Source organism: Kitasatospora sp. NPDC085895 (assembly GCF_040702125.1).
GTDB classification, from domain to species: domain Bacteria; phylum Actinomycetota; class Actinomycetes; order Streptomycetales; family Streptomycetaceae; genus Kitasatospora; species Kitasatospora arboriphila.
Genome location: NZ_JBFBJY010000035.1, coordinates 56,676 through 81,072, shown reverse-complemented (window position 1 = coordinate 81,072; position 24,397 = coordinate 56,676). Strand labels below are relative to the sequence as shown.

The following is a 24,397-nucleotide window of genomic DNA, read 5'->3' as shown; positions in this document are numbered from 1 at the left end:
GGGGGCGGGTGGGCCGGCCGCTCGCTCATTGGGCTGCGCTGGGGAATTTAAACCGGTCGGTACGGGGTCCGCCCCCGGGGCGCCCCACCGCCCGGCCCACGCCCGGCACCGGCTCCCCGGTGCCGGACTTCGGCGTTCCGGGGCGGTTTCAGTCGTTGCCGCCCGTGCCGGTGAGGACGGGGCGGAGCAGGTCGAGGACGGCCGTCCAGCGGTAGGCGGCGCGGCCCTCGTCGGTGCGGGCCCGGTGCGGGACGGCGTCGCCGAACAGCACGCCCATCGACCGCAGCCGCTCCAGGCTCGCCCCGTAGGCGGGGTGGGCGGCCTGCGCCGCGTTGACGTACGGCTGGACGGCGGTCGGCGTGCCGAGGCCGTGGGCCTCGCAGAGGATGCCCAGGGCCAGGGTGTCGGAGATGCCGGCGGCCCACTTGTTGACGGTGTTGAAGGTGGCGGGGGCGACCGCGATCGCGTCGGCCCAGGGCAGCGGCTGCGGGCTGCCCGGGGTGCGCCAGGCCGAGCGGACGGCGTGGCCGGTCCGCGCCTCGACGGCCTCCCGGTCGATGAAGCCGAGTGCGGTCGGGGTGGCGATGACGCCGACGCCCCAGCCCTCGTCCTGGGCGGCGCCGATCAGGGTGCCCACGTCCGCCGCGATGCCCGCGGCGCAGACGATGACGTAGAGGAACGGCCGGCGCCGCTCGGTCGACTGCTCGGTCAAACCTGGACTCCCCGGTGCGGTCGGCGGTGTGTGGCGGGTACCGGGACATCCTGCCCCGCCGGCCGGCCGGCCGGCCGGCCGCCCGCCGTCCCGGCCCGTGGCGGCGGACCGGAACGGACGTCGCATCAGGGCTTCAGCAGCACCGGCGGGAAGAACGGCCTGGACATCTTCAGCCGGTAGGCCATCGAGACGTCGTCGATCAGGAACGGCACCTTGTTGGCGGCGTCGTCCACGGAGAAGAAGGAGATCACGGCCTTCTGCTCGGTGGAGGAGTAGAAGGCGTTCGGCAGGGTCACGGTGACCTGCTGGTAGCCGCTGCCGCTGTCCTTGTTCGTCCGGCTCGCCAGGGTGTACGGGGTGCCGTCCGGCGCGGTGGCCTCGACGGTGAGCTCGTGGTAGCCGAAGGTGGCCGGGGTCGGGGTGCCGATGTGCACCCAGAAGGTCAGCACCGGCACCCGCAGGGCCGGGATCGTCACCTGCTGGGTGATCCGGTCCATGCCGGGCCGGCCGTGGCCGCCGAGCTCGGCCTTCCAGGTGCCCGAGTGTGCGGGCAGCGCCGGGTCGTCGGTGATGATCCCGGTGCCGAACGGCAACGAGAACGTGTTCCACCCGCTGGCTCCGGCCTCGAAGTCGGGGTTGGCGACGCCGGCCGGTGCGGCCTGCGCGGCCGGGGCGGCCAGCAGGCCGACGACGGCGGCTGCGGCGAGGGCGGAAGTGGCGATGCGCGCCTTCCGGAACATGGCCTTCATGACTCTCCTGATCGGGGTGGCCGCCCGCACCTGCTGCCGGTGCCCGGGGCGGCGGAGTTCCGCTGCGGCCCGGGGCCGCAGCAGGAACGTACCGTCCACCACTGACACCACCGGGATGGAACCGGTTCCCGATCTGACGCGCGGTCATGTCCGCGCCCAGGTGCGGGGGCGAACGGCCGGGCGGTGGCCGGGGCAGCGCTGCCCCGGCCACCTGACCCGGTCAGTAGCGCGGCTTGCGGGTCAGGGCGATGCCGCCGAGCAGGAAGGCCACACCGAGCACGCCGGCGATGACGGCGTCGGTGGTCTGCGCGGGCTTGTGGCTGGCGTCCATGACCGCGGTGACCAGACCGGCCACGGCGCTGATGTAGCAGAAGATCGTGATGAAGATCTTCAGGTTGGGGTTCATCCGATGCCTTTCGTCGAGCGGTGCGGGTGGTGGTGCGGGGCCCTCAGCGGGCGGCCCGCGGTCCGCGGCCCGCGGGTGCGGTCGCGGCGGCGGTGAGGCCGAGCAGCATCACCCAGGCGTCGGGGTCCGACCGGAAGCGGTTCCAGCGGTCCGCCGCGAGGGCGAGTTCGGCCAGCGAGAGGACGCCCCGGGCCACCAGCGGCTCCAGCCGCTGCGGGCCGAGCTGCGGGGCGAAGGCGTCCGTGGGGTGGTCGTCGTTGGTGGTGGCGAAGGGCCGCAGCACGACGTCCTCGAAACCGGCGGCGCGCAGCAGCCGGGGCAGCCGCCGGCCGATCGCGCGGTCGCCGCCCGCCGTCCGCTGGGCGGCGGCCATCTTGGCGTGCACGCCCGCGAGTTCGGGGTAGGACGGGTCGGCGGCGCCCCAGCAGGCGGAGTCGACCTCGGTGCAGGCGACCCGCCCGCCGGGCCGGAGCACCCGCCGGACCTCGGCGAGCACCGCCGCCGGGTCGGGCACGTGCTGGAGGACGTACCGGAGCAGCACGAAGTCCACGCTGCCGTCCTCCAGCGGCAGGTCGGCGCCGTCCGCGACGAGCAGGGTGACGCCGGGGCCGGCCGCCCGGGCCAGCAGCTCGCCGTCGATGTCGGCGGCGACCAGGGCGGTGTCGGCGGGCAGGGCGGCCCGCAGCCGACGGGTGACCGCGCCGGGGCCGGCGCCGAGTTCGAGCACGGTGCCGCCGGGGACGGCGATGCCGAGCTCGCGCAGCAGGTGCAGCTCCTCGGCGAAGGAGAGCGCGGCCTGCGCCTCCAGCCGGTCGAGTTCGGCGGCCAGGCCGCCGCCGGTGGTGCGGGCCGGGTCGTAGGAGCCGCCGACCGGGCGGTCCGGGGCGGGTGCGTCGGAAGGAGCGGTGGGGGCGGTCATCGGGGCCTCGCGATCATCGTCATGCCGTTCTTCGGGCGGAGCGTCACCAGGGCCTCCGGCTCGACCGCGAGGCCGTCGACGACCTCCAGGCGGATGGACTGCAGCAGGGTGGCCAGCACCAGGACGGCCTCCAGCAGCGCGAAGTGCTGGCCGACGCAGATCCGGTCGCCGCCGCCGAACGGCAGGTAGAGGTGGCTGGGGAAGGACGCGCCGTCGAAGCGGTCCGGGCGGAACTCCTCGGGCGCGTCCCAGTGGTCGGGGTGCCGGTGCAGCACCCACTGGCTGACGCAGACGAGCGTGCCGGGCTCCACCCGGTAGCCGCCGATCACGTCGGGGCCGATCGCACGCCGCGAGATCAGCCACACCGGCGGGTAGAGCCGCATCGCCTCCTGGACGGCCCGCCGGCAGGCCGGCAGGTCGGGCAGGTCGGCGGCGGTCGGCGGGCGGCCGCCGAGCACCCGGTCGATCTCCTCGCGGACCTTGGCCGCCTCCTCCGGGTGGCGGTCGAGGAGGTAGAGCGTCCAGCTGAGCGACTTGGCGGTGGTCTCGTGGCCGGCCATGACGATGGTCAGCACCTGGTCGCGGAGGTCCTCGTCGGAGACCAGGTGGTCGCCGGACATCATGGTGTCGAGCAGGTTCCCCGCCCCGCCGTCGGTGCCCCCGACGGCGCCGCCGCCGGAGACCGGGCAGCCGGCCGCCCGCCGGGAGGCGATCAGGGTGCGGGTCACCGTGTTGAGGAAGACCCGCGCCCGGCTGAAGGCGGCGTACCGCTGCGCGGTGTCGGCCGGGTCCGGGTCCGGGTCGGGCACGTAGTGGCCGATGCACCGGTTGACGGCGTCGACGGCGCGGCCGAAGCCCTCGCCGATCCCGTCGATGTCGGCGCCGAGGATCGCGTGCGTGAGGATGCCGAGGGTCAGCGCGGTGAGGTGGTCGTCCACGGCGATCGGGCTGCCCGCCTCGACGGACGGGCGCCAGCGCTCCAGCAACGCCGCGGTGGCCTCGGTGACGATGCCGTCGAAGCTCCGCACCGAGCTGGGGCGGAAGGCGGGCGCGGTGAGCCGGCGCTGGCGGGCCCAGTCGGCGCCGTTGCTGGTGAGCAGGCCGTTGCCGAGCAGCGGACGCAGCATGGCGTCGTCCGGGGTGTCCTGCTTGGTGTAGTTGGCGCCGTTGTCCTTGAGGACGTGCCGGGCGTACTCGGGCCGGTTCAGCAGGTAGACGGTGTCCCCGCCGGCCCGGTGGCGGGTGATGTCGCCGTGGGTGCGGGCCAGGTCGGTGATGAAGGCGAGCGGTGCCTCGCGCATCACCGCCATGTCGATCTCCTCCGGCGGACCGGGCGGCAGCGGCAGCCCGGAGCGGTCGGAGCCCGGGGTGCGCGGGCCCGGGTGCGTAGGCGCGGTTCGGACCACGTCCGTGTGTCCCTTCGGGTCGGCTGCGGCGGCGTACGCGGATGCGTAGGCCCGGCGCGATACGCAGAAGGAATTCGCCGAACGCGTACGCATCCTGCCGTCGTACGTATTCGGATGCGTATTCCGATGCGTATTCCCATACGCATTCCTGTCATCTCGCCGCCCGAAATCTACCGCACGCCCCCGACGTGCTCAATACTTACTCTCGGCACCGGAACTGACGTCTTGGCAGGCCATTTCCCGGCATGTCATCGTTCATTTGTCGGCAGCGCAGCAAGGCGCCGCCGGTGAAGTCCGGAACCGAGAAAAGGAAAAGTCCTATGGCTTTGGACCAGCGGAAGCGGGCCGAGTTCGTCAACGGCTACACCCGCGCCCTGATCAGCGCCTGGTCGAGCGAGGAGTACGCGGCCCGTCTTCGGACGGACGCCCGTGCCGCGCTCGCCGAGGCCGGCCTGGAGCTCCCGGCCGACGCCGAGATCGTGATCGTCAACACCGCCGCCGAGGGCGAGCAGGAGGGCAACCTGGAGGTCCAGGTCGAGCTCTTCGAGATCGGCCTCGCGACCGGTCGTTACGAGTTCCACATCCCGGAGACCCCGCAGATCGACACCGCCGAGCTCAGCGAGGGCGACCTGTCGGACATCGCGGCCGGCGGCAACTCCTGCTGCTGCCCGTGCTGCTGCTGCACCTGATCCCACCGATCAACCTGATCACCACCTAGGAGCGATCCAAGTGGCTACCGCCGTCGGGGAGAACCCCGTCTCCGTCCGCGGCCTTCGCAAGAGTTACGGCGACTGGCACGCGGTACAGGGTCTGGATTTGGACATTCACGCAGGCGAGGTCTTCGCCCTGCTCGGGCCGAACGGCGCGGGCAAGACGACGACCGTCGAGATCCTGGAGGGTGTCCGGCAGCGAACCGGCGGTGACGTGCGGGTCCTCGGCCACGACCCGGCCGAGGACCGGCGCGAGTGGCGCGCCAGGATCGGGGTCGTCCCCCAGACCACCGGCGCGTACAACGACCTGACGGTGCGCGAGGTCGTGGAGCACTTCGCGGCGTTCTACCCGGCGCCGCTCCCGGTCGGCCAGGTCATCGACATGGTCGGACTGGGCAAGCACGAGAAGAAGCAGAGCACCGACCTCTCCGGAGGCCAGGCCCGCCGGCTCGACGTCGCCGTCGGCATCGTCGGCGACCCCGACCTGATCTTCCTGGACGAACCCACCACCGGGTTGGACCCGGTGGCCCGCCGGGAGGCATGGGACCTGGTCCGCTGGTTCTCCGAGCGCGGCCGCACCACCGTGCTCACCACGCACTACCTCGACGAGGCCGAGGCGCTCGCCCAGCGCGCCGCGGTGATCGTCGCCGGACGGGTGGTCCAGTACGGGCCGCTCGCCGACTTCGGCGACCGCGCGAAGACTCCGACCACGGTCTCCTTCCGGACACCGCCGGAGCTCGCGCACCACCTGCTGCCGCACCTGCCGCACGGCGCCGAGGCCGAACCGGCCACCGCCGACGGCCTGCTGCGGATCCGCACCCACACCCCCACCGCACTGCTGTCGGTGCTGGTGCCGTGGGCCCGCGAGGCGGGCGTCGCCGAACTGCCCGAACTACGGGTGCACCGCCCCACCCTGGAGGACGTCTACCTGGACCTCATCCGGCAGAACATCGGCGGCACCGACCGCGGTACCGACCCCGTCGACGGCGCCGAGGAGGGCACCCGATGACTCTCGCAGAGGCCTCCCCGAACTCCCCGGCCCGGACCGACCAGGCCGCCCCGGCCGACGGCGCGGCCCGCGAGCCGCGCCGCACCGCGCCGATGCCGGGCGTCTGGCGGGCCGGCACGGCCCGCTCCCGGGTCGAACTGCGGGCGTTCTTCCGCAACAAGCAGTCCCTGGTCTTCACCCTGATGTTCCCGGTGATCCTGCTGGTCGTCTTCGGCTCGATCTTCTCCGGCAAGGTGGCCGGCACCGACACCGACCTCAAGCAGGTGTTCATGGCCGGCATCATCGCCGCCGGCGTGATGAGCACCTCCTTCTCGGGCCTCGCCATCAACGTCGCCATCGAGCGGGACACCGGCACCGTCCGCCGGCTCGCCATGACCCCGATGCCCAAGTCCGCGTACTTCGTCGGCAAGCTCGTCCGGGTCGTGGTCACCACCGTGCTGGAGACGGCGCTGCTGCTCGGCATCGCGCTCACCCTGTTCGGGCTGCCGCTGCCGAGCACCGCCGAGCGCTGGGCCACCCTCGGCTGGGACCTCGCCCTGGGCACGGTCGCCTGCGCGATGGCCGGCGCCGCCTACTCCGCGGCCATCCCCAACAGCCGCTCCGCGGCCGCCGTGGTCACCCCGGTCTTCATGGTGCTGCAGTTCATCTCCGGCGTGTTCTTCCCGTTCGGCCAGCTGCCGCACTGGATGCAGACCACCGCCGCGTTCTTCCCCGTCAAGTGGATGGCGCAGGGCTTCCGTTCGGTGTTCCTGCCGGACTCCTTCCAGACCGTCGAACCCGCCGGGAACTGGGAACTCGGGCACATCGCCCTCGTCCTCGCGCTGTGGACGCTGGGCGGCCTCGTCCTCACCGCCATGACCTTCCGCTGGCGCGGCCCCCGGGTCCGCTGACGGCACGCCGGCCGGGTCCCGCGGGACCCGGCCGCGCACCACCGAGCACGCCCACCGACAGTCAGGAGTCGCCCCGATGACCACGGCGCCGGTGCGGCTGCCCGAGCACCTGATCCACCCGTTCGCCCCCGCCGGGCGGCCCGACCCGTACCCGGCCTACCGGTGGCTGCGGGCCAACGACCCGGTGCACCACGACACCGCCTCCGGCTTCTGGCTGGTCACCGGGCACGCCGACTGCGCGACCGTGCTCCGCGACCCCCGGCTGTCCGCCGCCCGCGGACAGCGGGAACGCGCCCGCGAGGACGCCCTCCCGCCGTCGATGCTCACCACCGACCCGCCCGACCACCACCGGCTGCGGGCCCCCGGCGCGCTGCTGCTCGGCCCGGCCGCCGTCCGCTCCGTCGCCGACGTCATCGCCGCCGACACCGACGCCCTGCTCGACCGGCTCGCGACGACCCCCGGCCGGCCGGACGCCGTCGCCGACATCGGCCGCCCGCTCGCCACCGCCGTCTTCGCCCGGCTCTTCGGCCTGCCCGACGGCGAACTCACCCGCTTCGAGACGCTCGCCCGGGCCGCCTCCGCCAACCTCGACCCGATGGCCCCGCCCGCGCGTGCCGCCCTCGGCCGCACCGCCGCCACCGCCCTCGGCCGCTACCTCGACGCCCACACCGTCCGGCTGACCGCCCAGGGCGCCGACGTGCCGCTCGCCGCTCTCGCCGCGGACACCCGGCTCACCCGGCCCGAGATGCTCGGCATCCTCAACCTCGCGGTGGTCGGCGGCTGGCAGCCGCTCGCCGAGTTCGTCGGCAACGCGCTGCACTCGCTGCTGCCCGACCGGGCGGCCGTCCGCCGCCTCGCCGCCGCCGACGACGACCTCGCCCGCCTCGCCGTGGACGAGCTGCTCCGGCTGGAGGCGCCGATCCCGTTCACCGCCCGGGTCGCCACCGCACCCGTGCCGCTGACCGGCGGCACCCTGCCCGCCGGCGCCCGGGTGCTCGCCGTCATCGCCGCCGCCAACCGCGACCCGGACGTCTTCGAGGACCCCGACACCCTGCGGCTCGACCGCCACCCCAACCCGCACCTCGCCTTCGGCGGCGGCCCGCACTTCTGCCTCGCCGCCCAGCTGGTCCGCCAGGCCGGCGCACTGCTGCTGCCCCGGCTGGTCCGCCGCTTCCCCGCGCTGCGCGGCCCCGACGGCCCCGCCGCTTGGGACCTCACCCTGGTGCCGCGCCGGCTGCGCGCCTACCCGGTCGACCTCTGCCCCGCCGGGGAGGCCCGATGAGCACCGACGTCGTCGTGGTCGGCGCCGGCGCCGCCGGCCTGGCCGCCGCCCGCCGACTGCACCGGGCCGGGCTCACCGTCACCGTCCACGAGGCCCGCGACCGGGTCGGCGGCCGCATCCGCACCCACCGGCCCGCCGACGGCGGCCCGCCGCTGGAGCTCGGCGCCCAGGTGGTGCACGGCGACCGCAACCCCGTGCACACCCTCGTCGGCACCGGCAACACCGCCGCCGTCCCGCGCCGGATCACCGCCCGGATCGTCGAGGACGGCACCGACCGCCCGATGGACGTCCTCGGCCGCGGCCGCCGCGCCCCCTGGCTGCTCGAAGCCGCCCTGCACACCGACCCCGGCCCGGCCGGCCTGTCCGTCGACGGCTGGCTCACCGCCCGCGGCAGCACCGGCGCCGAACGCCGCGCCGCCGAGGAGTGGTTCCGGCAGAACTGGGCCGCCGACCCCGCCCTCATCGGCACCCGCGGCATCGCCGCCGCCCACCGCGGCGAGCACGTCGGCGACGGCGAGTACGCCGTCCGCGGCGGCTTCGACCGGCTGCCCCGGCTGCTCGCCGAAGGCCTGGACGTCCGGCTCGGCGACCCCGTGCACGAACTCCACTGCGCCGACGGCCGGGTGACCGCCCGCACCGCCGCCGGCCGCACCACCGCCGCCGCGGCCGCCGTCGTCACCGTGCCCCCGGCCGTCCTCACCGCCGGCGGACTCCGTCTCACCGGCCTGCCCGCCGGGGAACTCGCCGCCAGGACCGCGGCCGCCGCCCGGCTGCCGCTCGGCGACGGCTACTGCCTGGTCGCCGTGCTGGACCGGCCTGCGCCCGCCACCGCGATCGTCCTCGACACCGACGGCACCGGCGGCTTCCTCCGCTGCGCCGAGGGCCGCCCCGAGGTGCTGTTCGTCGCCAAGGCCGCCGCCGCCGCCCGGCTGCGCACCGCCGCCGCCGACCCCGCCGCACTCACCGCCCTGCTCGCCACCGCCCTGCCCTGGACGGCCGGCGCCGCGGTGCTGGACACCGAGACGGCCGACTGGGGCCGCGACCCCTACGCCGGCGGCGCGTTCACCGCTCCCTCGGCCACCGCCGGCGACGCCGCCCGGCAGTGGGCCGAACCCCTCGCCGGGGCGATCTTCTTCGCCGGCGAGGCCACCGTCACCGGCCACCGGCTGCCCTGGGTCCAGGGCGCCCTGGCGAGCGGCGAACGGGCCGCCGAGGAACTGATCGAGGCACTGGCGAAACGATGACCATGGAACAGACGACCGCGCACCACGGCTGGTACCTGCTGGCCTTCCGCTCCGAACTCACCGACGACATCACCCCGCTCGCCGTCGGCGGCCACCGCCTCATCGCCGTCAAGGAGGGCGACCGCGTCCGCGTCCTGGACGCCACCTGCCCGCACCGCGGCGCCCACCTGGGCTTCGGCGGCCGGCGCGAGGGCGACTGCGTGGTCTGCCCCTTCCACGGCAAGCGGATCGCCCTCGGCGACCCCGACAAGCACTGGTCGGTCGCCGAGCACACCGTCCTCGCCTGGGGCGACGCCCTCTTCGTCCGGCTCTCCGACGATCCCGACGGCGACCGCGGCTTCGAACAGGCCGTCAAGGGCTGGGCCGACACCCACCCGCTCGTCGAGGCCGTCGGCCTGCAGGTCGACGTCCACCCCGCGTACGTCGTCGAGAACGCCTTCGACCCCGACCACTTCAAGGCCGTGCACGGCGTGCCCGGCACCCGCGGCATGGCCGCCCGCACCGGCGACAGCGGCGAACTCGTCATCGAGGGCGAGTTCCTCATGCAGACCTCGCCCTGGCAGGACGCCCGCCGGCTCGAAGAGATCCGCTGGGAGGCGATCCGCACCCGCACCGTCCGCTGGGACTACCGGCCCCGCTTCCTCGCCCGCGCCTTCAGCCCCTCCGTCGTCGTCACCGAATTCGGCCCGCCGGAAGAACTCCACGTCATCGTCACCGGCTCCGTCCCCGCCCCCGGCGGCGGCTGCACCGCCCGCGTCGCCATCGGCGTCCGCACGGACCAGCAGGCCGCCCTGCCCGCCCTCGTCGGCGGCAGCCGCAAGGCCCTCGAAGAGGACAAGGTCGTCTGGGAGAACCTCGACCCGCACGCCGTGCCCCGGTACGACGCCCGCGACGAACCGGTCCTCGCCTTCCGCGCCTTCTGTGCCGACTTCGCCGCCCGCACGGCCCCGGGCGGTGCCCGATGACCGGCCCGTACGGCCTCCACCTGCACGCCGAGGGCAGCGGACCCGCCGTGCTCTGGCTGCACGGCTACACCATGGACTCCACCGTCTGGCAGCCGCTCTGGCAGCTGCTGCCCGGCCACACCCACATCGGCGTCGACCTGCCCGGACACGGCCGCTCCGCACCGCTCACCCCCGGCCTCACCCTGCCCGAACTCGCCGCACAGCTCGCCGACATCGCCCGGGAGACCGGCGCCCGACGCGTCGTGGCACTCTCCTTCGGCTCCACCTCGGCCCTGCAACTCGCCCTCCAGGAACCGGACCTGGTCGAGAGGCTGGTGCTCGCCGCACCCACCCTCGCCGGCACCCCCAACGAGGACTCCGCCCGGCTGCGGTACCGCCAGCTGATGATGTTGCACCGGCTCACCGGCCCCGGCGAACAACTCGCCGACCTGTGGATGCAGTCCCCGCCCGACATCTTCACCGGCACCCTGCGGCACCCCGCCCTCCGGGCGTCCCTGCGGGCCGTCGTCGCCCGCCACGGCTGGGCCGAACTCGGCAACCGGGCCATGGACGCCCTCACCGCGCACCGGCACACCCCGGACGACCTGCGGCGGATCACCGCCCGCACCCTGGTCGTCGTCGGCGACGAGGACATGCCGGCGTTCGTCCGCAACGGCGAGCTCCTCCGGGACACCCTCACGGACGCCCGCCTCCTCACCCTCCCCGAAACCGGCCACCTCCCCCTCCTCGAACGCCCCGAGACCCTCGCCCCCACCCTCGCCGAGCACCTCGCCTGAGGACAGAACCACGTAGGGGCGCGGGGAACTGCGCAGTCCGGGATCGGGCATCGTGACGAATTCGGGCTGAGCCCTGGTTCGTACGGTGAGCCGCACCCGGACTGCGCAGTTCCCCCCCGGCCTTCGGCCGGGAGGTGCCCCCACGCGCCCCTGTTTTCGCTTCTCGCTATTCCGCAGGCCGCGGAGGCCGGTCGCAGCGGCGGGTTTCGACGCGGGCTCCTGGGCTGACGGGCAGCTTCGCGGCCCAGTGCAGCGCATCCTCCTCGGAGGCGACGTCGACGATCCACAGGCCGCCGAGTTCCAGGACGCCGGCGGCTGCGCGTTCCTCGCCCTCGGCGGCGGTGGGGCGGGCGAGTTTGGCACCGTAGACGATCCGGACGCCGGCTTCGGCGAGTTCCCGGCCGAAGGCGCGGTTGGCGGTGAACCGCTCCTCGCGTTCGGCGGGCGTCATGGCGTCCCAGTCGGTCTCCTGGCCGAAGACCAGCAGTGCGTACTCCATCTCCGTCCTTCCCGGTTCACATCTGGCGGCTGGCGAGGCGGGCGAACAGTCCGTCCCGGTCGGCGAGCAGTTCTTCGTAGCGGCCCTGCTGGACGACCCGGCCCTGGTCCATGACGATGATGCGGTCGGCCTCGGCCACGGTGGAGAGCCGGTGGGCGATGACCACGCGGGTGGCGTTGAGCCGGCGGGTGGATTCGGTGACGAGGCGCTGGGTGGGGTTGTCGAGGGCGCTGGTGGCTTCGTCGAAGAAGACGATGCGGGGGCGCGAGACCAGCGCGCGGGCGATCATGAGGCGTTGCCGCTGGCCGCCGCTGAGGGTGCTGGTGCCTTCGGAGAGCACGGTGTTCATGCCCATGGGCATGGCCGCGATGTCCTTGTCGATGCCGGCCATCTCGGCGGCGGCCCAGGCGTCGTCGAGGGTGTGGTTGGTGGAGCCGACGATGTTGGCCTTGATGTCGCCGGCGAGCAGTGCGCCGTGCTGCAGGACGACGCCGCACTGGCGGCGGACGGCGGAGACCTCGAGTTCGCCGAGGTCCTGTCCGTCGTAGAGGACGGTGCCGCTCTCCGGCTTCTCGAAGCCGAGGAGGAGCCGCAGCACGGTCGACTTGCCGCTGCCGGACGGGCCGACGAGGGCGACGAACTCGCCGGGTTCGATGCCGAGGGTGACGTCCTGGAGGGCGGCTGGGCCGTCCTGGCCGTAGCGGAAGGTGACGTGGCTGAGCCCGATCCGGCCGGACAGGTCGCCGGGGTCGGCCTTGGAGTCGTCGACCTCGGGCCTGGCCTCCAGGATCGGCCGGAGCCGTTCCAGCATCGGCACGACGCCCATGGCGGTGACGGCGGCGGAGGTGAACTGGAGGCTGGAGGCGATCAGCAGGTTGAAGGCGGTGAAGAAGGAGAGGAAGACCGGCACCGGCACGCTGCCGTCCAGGGGGCCGGCGATGACGCCGAAGACGACCACCGAACAGACCAGCGGGAAGCCTGCGTTGAAGGTGGTGACGGCGTTCTGCACCCGGCGCGAGTAGGCGGCCAGGCCGCGGCCGCGGCCGAACTCGCCGGCCCAGACGCCGAACACCCGGTCCTCGGCGGCGGTGACCCGCAGTTTGGGCACCGCGGTGAGCAGTTGGAAGACCCGCGAGGACATCGCCTGCTCGTGCGCGTACAGCTTGCGCTGCCAGCGGACCTCCACCCGGCCGGCGACCAGGCCGAAACCGACGCCGACCAGGACGAGGGCGGTCGCGAGGCCGGCCAGCCGCAGGTCGTAGAAGTAGACCAGGACGAGGTTGGCGAGGCCGGTGAACAGGCCGAGGGTGGCCGTGGTCATCATCCCGGAGAGGGTCTCCTGGGCGGCGCTCACGCCGAGGACGGTGGTGCCGAGTTCGCCGGTGGAGTACGAGGAGAAGAACGAGGCGGGCAGGGACAGCAGTCGCGTCCAGACGCCGACCTGCATGGCGGCGGTGGAGCGGCTCTCGATCCGCAGCACGGCGATGTTCTGGACGACGGAGAGCGCGGCGACGGCCATCGCGGAGCCGATCACCACGACGGCGCCCTCGGTGATGAGGTTGCGCTGGGCGTGCGCGACGAAGGTGCCGAGCACCTCGCCGGTCATCACCGGGACGAGCAGGCCGACGACGGCGACCAGGGCGGCCATCAGCGAGAACATCCACAGGTCGCGGCGGTTGTTGCGGAGCCCGAAGCGGAGCAGTCCGCCGACGCTGCGCACGCTCGCCGGCAGCGGCCGGTACAGCACGGTGGCCTTGTTCTGCAGTTCGGCGGCGAGCGCGGGGGTGAGCGGGGTGACGGTGCCCTGGTCGGCGAGCACGTACCGGCCGCCGACCGGCAGCAGGGCGACCGCCCGGCCGGTCTTGCGGTAGCCGACCATCGGGCCGAGGTCCTGCTGCCACCAGCGGCCGTCCAGCCGGACGGAGCGGGTGCGCACCCCGGAGGCAAGGGCGATGGCCTGCAGGTCGTCGAGGTTGCGGTCGTGGCCGTTGCCGGCGACCGGCGGGCGCACGGTGAAGCCCTGCTGGGCGGCGACCAGCCGGGTGGCGGCGAGGGTCGGCGGGTCGCCGGCGGCGTCGGCGATCCGCAGCCGCGAGGAGGTGTCGCGGACGACCGTCTCGAAGCCGCGGGCGGAGTGCGCGAGGGTGCCGGCGTCGCGCTCCCGGCGGGCGGCGATCAGTTCGGTCTCGGCGGTGCGCCGGGCCTCGATCCGGCGGTCGACGGCGGCGAGCAGCCGGCCGCAGTGCACCACCAGCCGCTCCCACAGCACGCCCCGGTCGAGCAGTTCGCGCGACGAGCGGGCGCGGACGGTGGCCGGGCCGGGGGCGACCAGCCAGTCCCGTTCGGTGAGGCAGACCCAGGCGCCGGGGCCGAGCGCGGCGGTGTCGTCGCCGGCCGTGTCGCCGGGCAGGTCGACGCCGCCCTCCTCGACGCACACCCACTGGACGCCGTCCACCGAGCGCAGTGCCTGGCCCTTCTTGAGGGCGGTCGGGCCGTCGGTGGCGAGCGGGGTGAAGTCGCGCGGCGGCAGGGTGTCGCGCAGCGCGCCGGCCAGGGCGGTGATGCCGCCGGCCAGTCCGGCGAGGAACTGGTCGACGGCACGCTGCTGTTCGGCCTCGGGCAGGGCCCGGACGGCGGCGCCGGCCACGGTGCCGCACTCCCGGCCGCGGGCGGACAGCCCCTCGACCCGGGCGGTGGGCAGGAAGGCGACCTCGGCGCCGAGCACCGGCCGGGCGGCGATGCCGTGGGCGGAGCCCTCGGGTGCTCCGGGCAGCAGGGTGCCGGCCTCGACCCGGCACAGGAAGTGCCAGCGGCCGACGGGTCCGCGGTCGGTGAGCCTGACGGCGAACAGGTCGACGGCGCCGGTCTGCACGAGCAGCATCCGGCGCGGGTCGTCGAGCACCAGGACGCGGTCGGCCCGCGGGTCGACCGGTTCGGCCGCGGCGGTGAAGAAGTCGGCGAAGGCCCGTGGTGCCGTGGTCGGTTCCGCGGGGGCCGGGGCGGTGGTCACAGCTCGTCCTCCTCCTCGCGCCGGGCGGACTCGATGAGCGCGGTGTAGTGCCCGCCGAGCGCCAACAGCTCGTCGTGGGTGCCGCGTTCGACGATCTCCCCCTGGTCCAGCACGATGATCTCGTCGGCGTCGCGGACCGTGGAGAGCCGGTGCGCGATGGTCAGGCAGGCGCAGCCGCGCCGCCGCAGGTTGTCCATGATCACGCGCTCGGTCTCCGGGTCGAGCGCGCTGGTGGCCTCGTCCAGCACCAGCAGGGTCGGCCGGCCGGCGAGGGCGCGGGCGAGCTCCAGCCGCTGGCGCTGGCCGCCGCTGAAGTTGCGGCCGCCCTCCAGGACGGGGCTGTGCACGCCGCCGGGCCTGGTCATCACGGTGTCGAAGACGGCGGCGTCGTGCAGTGCGGCGGTGACGGCGTCGTCGGGGACGTCGTCGTTCCACAGCGTCAGGTTGTCGCGGACGGTGCCCTCGAAGAGCGAGATGTCCTGGTCGACGTAGGCGAGCGAGGCGGCGAGCACGGTCCGGGAGATCTCCTCGCGGGGGCGGCCGTCCAGCAGGACGCGGCCCTCCCACGGGGTGTAGAGGCCGGTGAGCAGCCGTCCCAGGGTGGACTTGCCGCTGCCGGAGCCGCCGACCACCGCGATCCGGCGGCCGGGGACGACGGTCAGGTTCAGGTCCTTGATCACCGGCTCGGAGAGCGGGCTGTAGCCGAAGGTGACGTGCTCGAAGACGAGTTCGCCCTCCAGCTTGGCGCCGGGCGGCGGCTCGGGGGCGGCGAAGCAGGCCGCCACCGGGTACCGCTCGACGTCGTAGAGCCGCTTGATGTCGGCGGTGACGTCCTGCAGCCGGCCGCCCAGGTTGGTGAGTTGGGCGACCGGGCGGCTGAGCGCGGCGAGCAGGGTCTGGAAGGAGACCAGCAGGCCGACGCTCATCGCGCCGTCCACCACGCGCTGGCCGCCGACCAGCAGGATCAGGCCGCTGTTGAGGGCCGCCAGCATCGGCGGCACCACCGTCAGCACGGCGCTGGGGATGCCCAGCTTCTGCTTGGCGGTGTCCACCTTGGCGAGGAAGCCCGCCCAGCGGCTGAAGGCGTCCGGCTCGGCGCCGGTGGCCTTGACCGTCTCGATCAGCGAGAGCGTGGTGAAGGTGGTGGCGGTCAGGTTGCCGCGGTCGGTGCGCAGCGCGGCGACCGCGTCGGTGCGCGAGCGGGCCACGGCCTGCAGCACCACCACGTTGAGCAGCGCCATGCCGACGCCGACCACGCCCAGCAGGACGTCGTAGCGGACGAGCACCGCGGCGTAGAACAGCACCAGGCCGAGGTTGATGACGGTCAGCGCGACGTCGCGGGAGAGGATCTCGGCGACCACGTCGTTGCCGGCCACCCGCTTGGCGACCTCGGCCGGCCGCCGCTGCAGGAAGAAGTCCACCGGCAGCCGCAGCAGGTGGCGGAAGAACCGGGCCGAGCTGACCATGCCCATCCGGATCTCCAGCCGCAGCAGGTAGTGCCGCTGGACGGAGGTGAGCACGAAGATGGCGAGCGCGGTGGTGGTCATGGCGGCCAGCAGCGGCAGGAGGTAGCCGCTGCCGCTGCCGGCCAGGACCCGGTCGATGAAGACCCGGGTGTACGCGGGCACCGCGATGCCGGGCACCACCAGCAGCAGGCTGGCCAGCAGCACCAGCGGCATGGCGCGTCCGGAGGGCAGCCGCCGCTCCAGCAGGGCGCGGCCGACGCCGCCGCGGCTGCCGCCGGGGACGAAGTCGGGGCCCTTCTCGAAGGACAGCACGATCCCGGTGAACCCGGAGTCGAACTCCTCCCACTCCATCAGCCGCGGTCCGCTGGCCGGGTCGTTGACGGCGACGACGGTGCGCCCGTAGCGGGTGCGCACCCCCTCGACGACCATGAAGTGCTGGAAGGCCCAGAAGATGATGACCGGGCCGGTGAGGTCCTTCAGCCGGTCGGCCTCGGTCTGGTAGCCGCGGGCGGTGAGCCCGTAGGTGCGGGCGGCGGAGAGCAGCGTGGAGGCCCGGGCGCCGTCCCGGGAGACGCCGCAGACGCCGCGCAGGTCCTCCAGCGGGACGTGCCGCCCGTGGTACGCGAGGATCATCGCCAGGCTGGCGGCGCCGCACTCCACGGACTCCATCTGCAGCACCGTGGGCACGGCGTGCCGCCAGCGGCGCGGGGTGCGCTGCCGGTCGGCGCGGGGCGGACGCCGCCCGGGCCTGCGCCGGCGGCGGCGCTCCTCGGGCGGTGCGGGGGCGGCCCCCGGGACGGTGGTCGTCATCGCGCGCCCCCTCAGCGGCCGAGGATCAGGTTGAACGGGGTCTGCCGGCCGACGTTGATCGTGGCGGTGACCGAGACCTGGGTGGTCAGCGGGGTCGGCGGGCCGCTCTGCGAGGTCCAGGCGAAGCCCGTCCGGGTGGCCGCGTCGGGCACCAGGTCGACCACGACCAACCGCGGCGGCGAGCCGTCCAGGTAGCGCTGCGCGGCGAGGTCGCCGCCGACCAGGCCGGAGACGGCCTCCCGGGTGAGCGCGTACGGGCTGACCGAGCTGACCGTGCCGCGCAGCAGGCCGAAGGCACCGGCCGGGGCGGTGGACACCGACAGGTCGACGTCCATGCCGGGGGCGAGCGCGGTGGCCCGGGCGGCCGGCACGAAGACCATGGCGACCATCCGGTCCTGCGCGGTGTCGGTGCGCTCGACCGAGGCGATCGGCGCGCCGGGCGCGACGACCTGGCCGTCCGTCACCGACAGGCCGACGACGTGGCCGCCGAACGGGCTGGTCACCTCGCGGCTGTGCCCCTCGGCGTCCTCGATGCGCACCACGGTCTGGCCGAGCCGCACCTGGTCGGCGGGCCGGGTCAGCACCGAGCGGACCATCCCGGCGAACGGGCTCTGGATCAGCGCGGTGCCGCTCGGGCGGGTGAGCAGGCCGGGGGCGTCCACGGTGATCGGGATCCGGCCGGCGAAGGTCCACAGGACGGCGGCGCTCATGGTGATCAGCACGACGAACAGCGCGACCCAGCCCCGCGGTGCCGCCAGCAGGGTCGGCGAGTCCAACTCGTCCGGCTCCCGCATCCGCTGCAGGGCCTTGAAACGGAACTTCACCGGCCCACCCCCCTCGTGTCCGTCATCTCTTGGTCTCTCTCCTGGGCACGCCGACGTCGGTGCGGAGCGTGCCGGGCCTGCTGCCGAGGATCAGTTCGCCGACCGTGCCCTCGGTGAAGAAGTCGATGCCGCTCGCGGTCGCGAAGTCGCCGGCGTCGCCGCCGCCGAGGCCGCACACCGCGAGGTCCATGGCGGTGCCGACCAGGTAGAGCGTCTGGTAGAGCGCACCCACGTGCTTGAGGATCAGCGGGTAGGCGACCGTCTCGTACTTCCACATCACCCGGCCGAAGCGGGCGGTGACCAGCAGCACCACCTGCGGGTCCGCCTTCATCAGGGCGGCCTCGCGGGCGTTCGCGACCAGCGCCGCAGTGGCCGGGGACGGCTCGGCGACCAGCTCCAGCTCGTGCCGGTCGGTGGCGTAGTGCCACAGTCCGGGCCGCAGCCCCGCGCAGTTGGTCACCAGCGGGTAGACCTCCAGCTCGTGGACGGCCCCGCCGCTCGGGTACGGCCGGTCGGCGAGCTCCTGACCGTCCCCGCCGGTGAAGGTCTGCCGGCGGCGCATCGCCCGGTAGAGCAGCTCGCCGAGCCGGTCCGCGGTCAGCGGCGCCCCGTCGTCGTGCTCGCGGACGGAACGCCGCTCCTCCAGCACCTCGGTGAACGGCCGGTCCGCCCGGGCCGCCGCCGCCAGGTCCGGGACGGCCAGTGCGACCTTCTCGCCGGGGAACGGCGGAGGCGAGGCCGGCTCGGGCCCGAACCGGTCGCCGAAGCGGTAGGTGCCGCCGTAGCCGGCCGAGGCGGTCGGCCGCCGGGTCCGGGAGTGGAAGGCGAGGTCGGCGGCGGCCCACTGGGCGAACCGCTGCTGGTCCGCCTCCGGCTCCTGCCCCGGCGCGCCGTAGGCCAGCAGCCCGGCGGCGGCGAACAGCCGCAGGGTCTGCCGGACGGCCTCCAGCGGCAGTTCCCCGGGCAGCCGGGCGAGCCCGGCCGGGGTCGTCCAGTCGGCGAGCGCGGCCAGCAGCCCGGCGGCCCGCGGACCGAGCTCGACGGCGAGCGGGCTGCCCGGCGAGCGGACCAGCAGCGCGCCGTCCTCGGGCGCCGCGGACGCGAACCGGGAGAGCTTGACCTGCCCGGTCGGGTCCGGGGTCGGCCCGGGCTCGGCCGCGCCGCGGCCGATCGGCCGCAGCCGGGCCAGCGGCTCCTCGCCGTCCTCCGCGGCCAGGTGCACCGCGTGCTCCAGCAGGCCGGCCAGGCCGAGCCGGCGCCGGGTCAGCTGCCAGCGCATCAGCCCGGCGTCGCCGTCCCGGCCGGCCACCAGGGCGGCCAGCTCCTCCTCCGTCCGCTCGCCGGCGGCCAGCGCGGCCACCGCCTCGCGGGCACCGGCCAGCAGGTCGGGCAGGTCGAGGGCGCCCACCGGGGCGGTGAGCCGCAGACCGCGGGCCCCGGACGGGGCGGCCGAGGCGTCGCGGCGCAGCCGCACCCGGCGGACGGCGCGGGCGCCGGCGACCTGCCCGGCGGGTTCGAGAACTGTGGTCATGGTGTGCCCCCGCGGCCTAGAAGAAGACGTTCTTCGGGTTGAGCTGCTCCTCGGCGTGCGGGGCGGCGAGCGCGCCCTGCCGCACCGGCACGTCGTACAGCCGGCCCGGGGCGAGGCGGCGCCAGAAGTGCCGCATGCCGGGGGCGATCACCTTGACCACGCTGAGGTCGAGGTCGGGGCGGCTCTGGTCGAGCACGATGACCTCGATGCCGCAGGCGCGGGCCCGCTCCACGCAGTCCCGGACGTGGTCGGCGAGGTCGTCACCGGCCGGCGGGGTGAAGTCGCCGAGGGCGGTGGGCCGCAGGCCCTCGCCGGGCAGCAGCCACGGCTCGGCGGCGACCGTGGCCGTCCTGCACCACTCCAGGGTCTCCAGGTCGTCGGTGCGGTAGAGGGTGGCCCCGTTCTCGTCCCGGCGGTCGACGAACGGCAGGAACTGGTTGACCTCGGTGAGCGCGCGGATCGCGGCGATCCGGGCGTCCGGGTGGGCGCCGAAGCCGACCATCACGTCCTCGACCTCGTGCCGGCGGCGGGAGATCGCCGCGAAGGTCGGCACCCCCAGGTCGGAGGTGAGGTCGAGGACCCACAGGTCGCGGTCGACGGAGTCGTAGAAGGCGCGCATCGTCGCCACGTACGGGTCGTTCAGCGAGTCCAGGTCGAACTCCGGGCGCGGCAGCCGGTTGTACCACCACAGGGCGACGGCGTCCCGCTCGACGACCTCGCAGAAGCCCTGCAGGATCGCCTCCTCCAGGGTGTTGCCGCTGGCGCAGCCGTTGGAGTCGCCGACGCAGTAGAAGTGCTCGGCGAGGTCCGGGTGGCCGTACCAGGCGTAGCCGGAGGGGATCAGCCGCTCGCTGTCGTGGGTGAGCGACCAGGCGCGCGACCAGTCGAGTTCGGCGTCGACCGGGAAGGGGTCCGGCACCAGGTGCAGCCGGTGCGTCGGGACGGCGTTCCACTCGGCGCGGCCCGCGAACTGGGCCTCGGAGAACAGCAGCAGGTCGTCCATGTGGACGGCGACCGCCGGGTCGAGGTCCCGGTAGGCGGCCCGGACGACCGGCTCCTCGCCGCGCCACACCGCCGAGTAGCGCTCGATGGCCTCGCAGACGGCGCTGACCTTGGCCTGGATCTCCGAACGGCCCTTGCCGCCGCTCTGGCCGCGCATGTTGCGGCGCAGCAGGTCCATGTTGTCGTTCACCATGGCGAAGTTGTGGCCGGCGGTGAAGCTGTAGGTGATGCCGTTGCCGGTGTCCTCGTGCGCGCCCAGCCGGGTGATCGCGCCGAGCTGCGGGCTGATGTGGTGCTTCAGCCGGTCGTAGGTGAACTCCGGCGCCTGGATGCGGTATCCGCCGTCCGTGGTGTGCCGGGCCGGGCTCGGCGACAGCACCACCTTGGGGCTGCGCTCGGCGATCAGGCCCGGGTCGCCGCAGCTCGGGCACTGCGGCTGCCGGACGAGGGCGTGCTCGGTGGTCTGCAGGGTCCCCAGGTCGAGGCTGACCATCCGGCCGTCGAGCGCGGCGGAGCCGCCGGTGGCGAGGATCCGGCCTGCCTCGGCGGCGAGCAGCTGGCCGAGCAGGGCCGGACCGGCGGGGATCGCCGAGCGCACCGGGTGCAGCGGGGCGGACTCGCCGCGCTTGCCGGCCAGGTACCGCTGGACCTGCCGGTTGCCGCTGATCCGCTGGGCGATGCAGGTCCAGCAGCCGGTGCTGCCGGGGCGCAGCAGCGGGCCGAGCCAGGGGCTGGTGCCGGTCGGGCGGGCCAGCAGCCAGGGCCGGCCGTCGGCGAGCCGGGCGGTGTTGATCCGGCCGAGCGCCGGGTCGAGGTAGTCGTCGGTCAGCACGACCACCAGGGCGTCCCCGCCGGCGGCGACCGCCTCGTCCTCGCCGGCGGCCCTGGCACGCAGGCCGGTCGCGGCGAGCGCGTCCACCACGGGAGCCGGGTCGGTGGCGCCGAGCGCCACCACCAGCAGCTCGGTGGCCGCGGCGGCGGCGAGCACCGCGGCCGGGTCGACGCCCTGGGCGTCCCAGTGGGCGAGCGCCTCCTCCGGCAGGTCCGGGCGGCCCTCGGCGAGGTGCCCGGCGGCCTCGTAGCGGCGCAGCGCGGTCAGCGCCTGGCCCAGCGGCACCGAGGCGCCGAGCTCCCCGAGGATCTCGGCGACGGTGCGCCGGCCGTCCAGCAGCGGCAGCAGCCGTACCGCGGCCGCGCCCGGGACGATGTAGTCCTGGCCGTCGCCGATCAGGAAGACCTTGTCGTCCACCACGTCGCTCAGAAAATGCGCCTTGAGCCGCGGACGCTCCATGTGCATCCCCCGTTTTCCCGTGAGTACCTGCCGCCGCGCATTGCCGGGGCGACCCTGCCGGTTCATTCGAACATGTCGTCAAAACGGCTGTACATACTGCAAATTCGTGTCCGGTACGGGATTACGCATCCCCGGCGATTGCGTATTCCGTTCCGCCGGTACGTAGTCGTGTACGTATGCCGCCGCCCGCGTTGACAGCCCCTCGGGCGCAGGGATACTGGTGTGCTTGCGGACCACCGGCCCGGCACGGGCGGGGCCGCGGCGCACGGGGGGAAGCATGTCGGCGGGGAGTCTGCTGCACCGGGAACGCGAACTGGCAGATCTGGCCGAGGCCGTGGCGCAGGCGGGGGCCGGCAGCCCGGCCGTGGTGCTGATCCGCGGCCCGCGCGGCATCGGCAAGACCGCGCTGCTGCGCGCGGCCCTCGCCCGGGTGCCCGGCGAGGCGGTCGTGCTGCGTGCCCGCTGCCACGACAACGAGCGCGATTTCCCGTACGGCGTCGTCCGCCAGCTTTTTGACCCGTTCATGTCAGGATCGGGTGCCGTGCCGCAACCGGAATTCGCCGCGGAATCACCCGGCAGAATCCTCGCCGGGGCACTTCCGGACGCCGCCGACGGGAGTTCGGCCGGCGGGGCGGACGCATCCGGCGACGGGGGGGCCGGAAACGGACGGCGGCAGGTCCTCGACAGCCTTTTCCACGCGGCCAGGTCGCTCACCAGCCGCACCCCGGTCGTCATGGCCATCGACGACCTGCACCTCGCCGACGACGCCTCCCGGCAGTGGTTCTCCTACCTCGCCCGCCGCCTCGACGGCCTCCCCGTCGCCCTGCTGGCCACCACCGCCGACGAGGCAGCCGACCCGCTCACCGCCGAACTCGGCGTCCTCGGCCACGCCCGGACGGTCGCCCCCGGGCCGCTCTGCGACAGCTGCACCGCCGAACGGCTCGCCGAGGAGTTCGCCGGCCCGGTCGACCCCGAACTCGCCGCCGTCTGCCACGACCTGTCCCGCGGCAACCCCCTGGTGCTCGGCGAACTCACCGCCCGCCTGCTCGCCGACCGGACCTCCCCCGGCTCGCCCGACTTCGACGCCGTCCTGCGCACCGGAGCCGCCACCCTCGCCGACACCACCCTCAGCTGGCTGCGCGGCACCCACCCGCGGGCGATGGAGCTGCTCACCGGCCTCGCCGTGCTCGGCCCCGCCGCCGACCTCGCCACCGCCGCGCTGCTCATGGGCCAGGGCGACCTGCTCGCCGACGAGGCCCGCGAGGCACTGCGCCGCACCGACCTGGTCGACCCCGGCCCGCCGGAGGGCTTCCGGCACGAGATCGTCCGCACCGCCGTGCTCGCCCGCACCGACCCGGCCGTCCTGGTCGCCCTGCACCAGCGGGCCGCCGCGCTGCTGGTACGCCTCGGCGCCCCCGCCGTCCGCACCGCCGAACACCTGATGTCCTCCGGCGCCACCGGCCAGGACTGGGCACTGCCGGTGCTCCGCACCGCAGCCCGGGAGGCCGCCTCGGCCGGCCACTGGGACGACGCCGCCCGCTACCTGCAGCGCGCCCTCGCCGAGGCCCGCGACGAGGACCTCGTCCGCGCCCTCACCGGCCAGCTCGGCACCGTCGAACTCCACCGGGACGTCGCCGCCGGCGCCCGCTACGCGGCCGGCCTCGGCGCGGTCGCCCCGGCCGCCGAACGCGCCGCCCTGCTCGCCCCCTTCGCCAACCCGCTGCTCGCCCTCGGACCGGCCGGCGCCGACATCCCGTTCGCGGAGACCGCGGCCGCCCTCGCCGCCGCGGGCGAAACCGCCCCCGAACTGCCCGCGCTCACCGCACAGGCCCTGCTCGCCGGCGGGCACGCCGCCCTGCGGCCCGCCGTCGAGGCCCTGCGCGCCGGCGGCAGCGAGGCGGACCGCACGGCACTCACGGCCGCCCTGGCCGCGGCCACCGCCGCCGGCGGCCGGACACCCCGACGGGCCGTCCGGCTCGCCGCCCGCGCGGTGCGCGGCACCTCGCCCGCCGAGGCCGGGGTCGCCGTGCTCGGCGCCGCCATGGCCTTCGCCTGGAGCGGCCGCCTCGACGAAGCCGCCGCCTGGGCCGGCCGGGTGGTCCGCTCCGCCCAGCGCTGGAACCACCACGGCGAGGCCGCACTCGCCCTGCTCGCCCGCTCCGACATCGCCCACCGGCAGGGTCACCTCGACGCGGCCGCCTCCGACGCCGAACGCGCCGAACAGCTCGCCGTCCGCGTCCGCGCCGACGAACTCGCCTGCGCCGCGCGGGCCCTGAAGACCCGCGCGCAACTGCGCCGCGGCGGCCCCACCGACCCGGCCGCACTCACCGCAACGGCCCTGCCCGCCGACGCCCACCCGCTGGTGCGCGCCGTGGTGCTGGAGGCCCGCGGACTCCTCGCCGCCGCCCGGGGCGACCACGCCGAAGCACTGCGGCTCTTCCTCGAATGCGGGCACCAGCTGGCCGCCCGCGGCATCGCCAACCCGGCCTGCGTGCCGTGGCGCACCCACGCCGCCCAGGCCTACCAGGCACTCGGCGAACACGCCGCCGCCCGGACCATCGCCGCCGACCCGCTGCCCGGGGCGGACGCCCGGCCGCCGCGGCCCGCGGACGGCCGCGGCCCGGCCATCGGCACCCGCGACGCCGGACCGGTCCGGCTGACGCCGAGCGAGCGACGGGTGACCGAGCTGGTGCTGCAGGGCCTCAGCAACCTGGAGGTCGCCGAACGCCTCTGCCTCAGCAAGCGGACGGTCGACACCCACCTCGGCCGCATCTACCGCAAGCTCGCCATCAAGGGCCGCCCCGAACTCGCCGCGGCGGTCAAGGCCCTCTGAGGGCATCACCAGGGGCGCGGGGACCTGCGCAGCCCGGGGCCGGTGTACGCGGCAAGTCGAGAG

At 74.8% G+C, this 24,397-nt stretch carries 19 protein-coding genes; 8 read left to right on the top strand and 11 right to left on the bottom strand.

Annotated features, from left to right (window positions below):
- Nucleotides 1-148 precede the first annotated feature (148 nt).
- From AB0442_RS22145 to AB0442_RS22125, 5 genes are all read right to left on the bottom strand, one after another.
- A complete protein-coding gene (locus tag AB0442_RS22145; protein WP_366164719.1) occupies nucleotides 149-712 on the bottom strand; it encodes a flavoprotein in 564 nt (187 codons plus the stop codon).
- A gap of 125 nt (nucleotides 713-837) precedes the next feature.
- Nucleotides 838-1,560: a hypothetical protein gene (locus tag AB0442_RS22140; RefSeq protein WP_366164717.1), complete on the bottom strand. Its 723-nt coding sequence runs from the start codon at nucleotides 1,558-1,560 to the stop codon at nucleotides 838-840.
- Nucleotides 1,561-1,681: 121 nt separating this feature from the next.
- Entirely contained in the window at nucleotides 1,682-1,867 is a 186-nt protein-coding gene (locus tag AB0442_RS22135) for a hypothetical protein (RefSeq protein WP_030271341.1), read from the bottom strand.
- Between the two features lie 43 nt (nucleotides 1,868-1,910).
- On the bottom strand, nucleotides 1,911-2,786 hold the full coding sequence (locus AB0442_RS22130) for a methyltransferase domain-containing protein (protein ID WP_366164715.1): 876 nt from the start codon (nucleotides 2,784-2,786) through the stop codon (nucleotides 1,911-1,913).
- Nucleotides 2,783-4,192: a cytochrome P450 gene (locus AB0442_RS22125; RefSeq protein WP_366164714.1), complete on the bottom strand. Its 1,410-nt coding sequence runs from the start codon at nucleotides 4,190-4,192 to the stop codon at nucleotides 2,783-2,785. The genes AB0442_RS22130 and AB0442_RS22125 overlap by 4 nt, the downstream gene beginning before the upstream one ends.
- A 320-nt stretch (nucleotides 4,193-4,512) precedes the next feature.
- Here AB0442_RS22125 and AB0442_RS22120 point away from each other — a divergent pair, with 320 nt between their 5' ends.
- From AB0442_RS22120 to AB0442_RS22090, 7 genes are all read left to right on the top strand, one after another.
- Entirely contained in the window at nucleotides 4,513-4,881 is a 369-nt protein-coding gene (locus tag AB0442_RS22120; protein WP_234443622.1) for a hypothetical protein, read from the top strand.
- 127 nt (nucleotides 4,882-5,008) lie between these two features.
- Complete coding sequence (locus AB0442_RS22115) at nucleotides 5,009-5,911, top strand: ABC transporter ATP-binding protein (protein ID WP_366164712.1); 903 nt, start codon at nucleotides 5,009-5,011, stop codon at nucleotides 5,909-5,911.
- On the top strand, nucleotides 5,908-6,801 hold the full coding sequence (locus AB0442_RS22110; protein ID WP_366164710.1) for an ABC transporter permease: 894 nt from the start codon (nucleotides 5,908-5,910) through the stop codon (nucleotides 6,799-6,801). Before AB0442_RS22115 ends, AB0442_RS22110 begins: the two co-directional genes overlap by 4 nt.
- A 76-nt stretch (nucleotides 6,802-6,877) precedes the next feature.
- On the top strand, nucleotides 6,878-8,083 hold the full coding sequence (locus tag AB0442_RS22105; RefSeq protein WP_366164708.1) for a cytochrome P450: 1,206 nt from the start codon (nucleotides 6,878-6,880) through the stop codon (nucleotides 8,081-8,083).
- Complete coding sequence (locus tag AB0442_RS22100; RefSeq protein WP_366164707.1) at nucleotides 8,080-9,327, top strand: FAD-dependent oxidoreductase; 1,248 nt, start codon at nucleotides 8,080-8,082, stop codon at nucleotides 9,325-9,327. The genes AB0442_RS22105 and AB0442_RS22100 overlap by 4 nt, the downstream gene beginning before the upstream one ends.
- A gap of 2 nt (nucleotides 9,328-9,329) precedes the next feature.
- Complete coding sequence (locus tag AB0442_RS22095) at nucleotides 9,330-10,292, top strand: Rieske 2Fe-2S domain-containing protein (protein ID WP_366164705.1); 963 nt, start codon at nucleotides 9,330-9,332, stop codon at nucleotides 10,290-10,292.
- Complete coding sequence (locus tag AB0442_RS22090; protein WP_366164703.1) at nucleotides 10,289-11,068, top strand: alpha/beta hydrolase; 780 nt, start codon at nucleotides 10,289-10,291, stop codon at nucleotides 11,066-11,068. Before AB0442_RS22095 ends, AB0442_RS22090 begins: the two co-directional genes overlap by 4 nt.
- A gap of 166 nt (nucleotides 11,069-11,234) precedes the next feature.
- Here the strand turns inward: AB0442_RS22090 and AB0442_RS22085 are convergent, their stop codons facing one another.
- The 6 genes from AB0442_RS22085 to AB0442_RS22060 are packed head-to-tail and all read right to left on the bottom strand — an operon-like array spanning nucleotide 11,235 to nucleotide 21,501.
- Complete coding sequence (locus tag AB0442_RS22085; RefSeq protein ID WP_366164701.1) at nucleotides 11,235-11,567, bottom strand: YciI family protein; 333 nt, start codon at nucleotides 11,565-11,567, stop codon at nucleotides 11,235-11,237.
- A 16-nt stretch (nucleotides 11,568-11,583) separates the two neighbouring features.
- On the bottom strand, nucleotides 11,584-14,577 hold the full coding sequence (locus AB0442_RS22080) for an NHLP bacteriocin export ABC transporter permease/ATPase subunit (RefSeq protein ID WP_366164699.1): 2,994 nt from the start codon (nucleotides 14,575-14,577) through the stop codon (nucleotides 11,584-11,586).
- A complete protein-coding gene (locus AB0442_RS22075; RefSeq protein ID WP_366164697.1) occupies nucleotides 14,574-16,853 on the bottom strand; it encodes an NHLP family bacteriocin export ABC transporter peptidase/permease/ATPase subunit in 2,280 nt (759 codons plus the stop codon). Before AB0442_RS22075 ends, AB0442_RS22080 begins: the two co-directional genes overlap by 4 nt.
- A gap of 11 nt (nucleotides 16,854-16,864) precedes the next feature.
- Nucleotides 16,865-17,677: an HlyD family efflux transporter periplasmic adaptor subunit gene (locus AB0442_RS22070; RefSeq protein WP_363545770.1), complete on the bottom strand. Its 813-nt coding sequence runs from the start codon at nucleotides 17,675-17,677 to the stop codon at nucleotides 16,865-16,867.
- A gap of 22 nt (nucleotides 17,678-17,699) precedes the next feature.
- Nucleotides 17,700-19,208, bottom strand: coding sequence for a SagB family peptide dehydrogenase (locus AB0442_RS22065; RefSeq protein ID WP_366164695.1), 1,509 nt, complete (start codon nucleotides 19,206-19,208; stop codon nucleotides 17,700-17,702).
- A 16-nt stretch (nucleotides 19,209-19,224) separates the two neighbouring features.
- Complete coding sequence (locus AB0442_RS22060; RefSeq protein ID WP_366164693.1) at nucleotides 19,225-21,501, bottom strand: TOMM precursor leader peptide-binding protein; 2,277 nt, start codon at nucleotides 21,499-21,501, stop codon at nucleotides 19,225-19,227.
- Nucleotides 21,502-21,778: 277 nt separating this feature from the next.
- Here AB0442_RS22060 and AB0442_RS22055 point away from each other — a divergent pair, with 277 nt between their 5' ends.
- Nucleotides 21,779-24,334 carry an AAA family ATPase gene (locus AB0442_RS22055; protein ID WP_366164691.1) on the top strand — a complete coding sequence of 852 codons (2,556 nt, stop codon included), beginning with the start codon at nucleotides 21,779-21,781 and terminating at the stop codon, nucleotides 24,332-24,334.
- The last annotated feature ends 63 nt before the right edge of the window (nucleotides 24,335-24,397 follow it).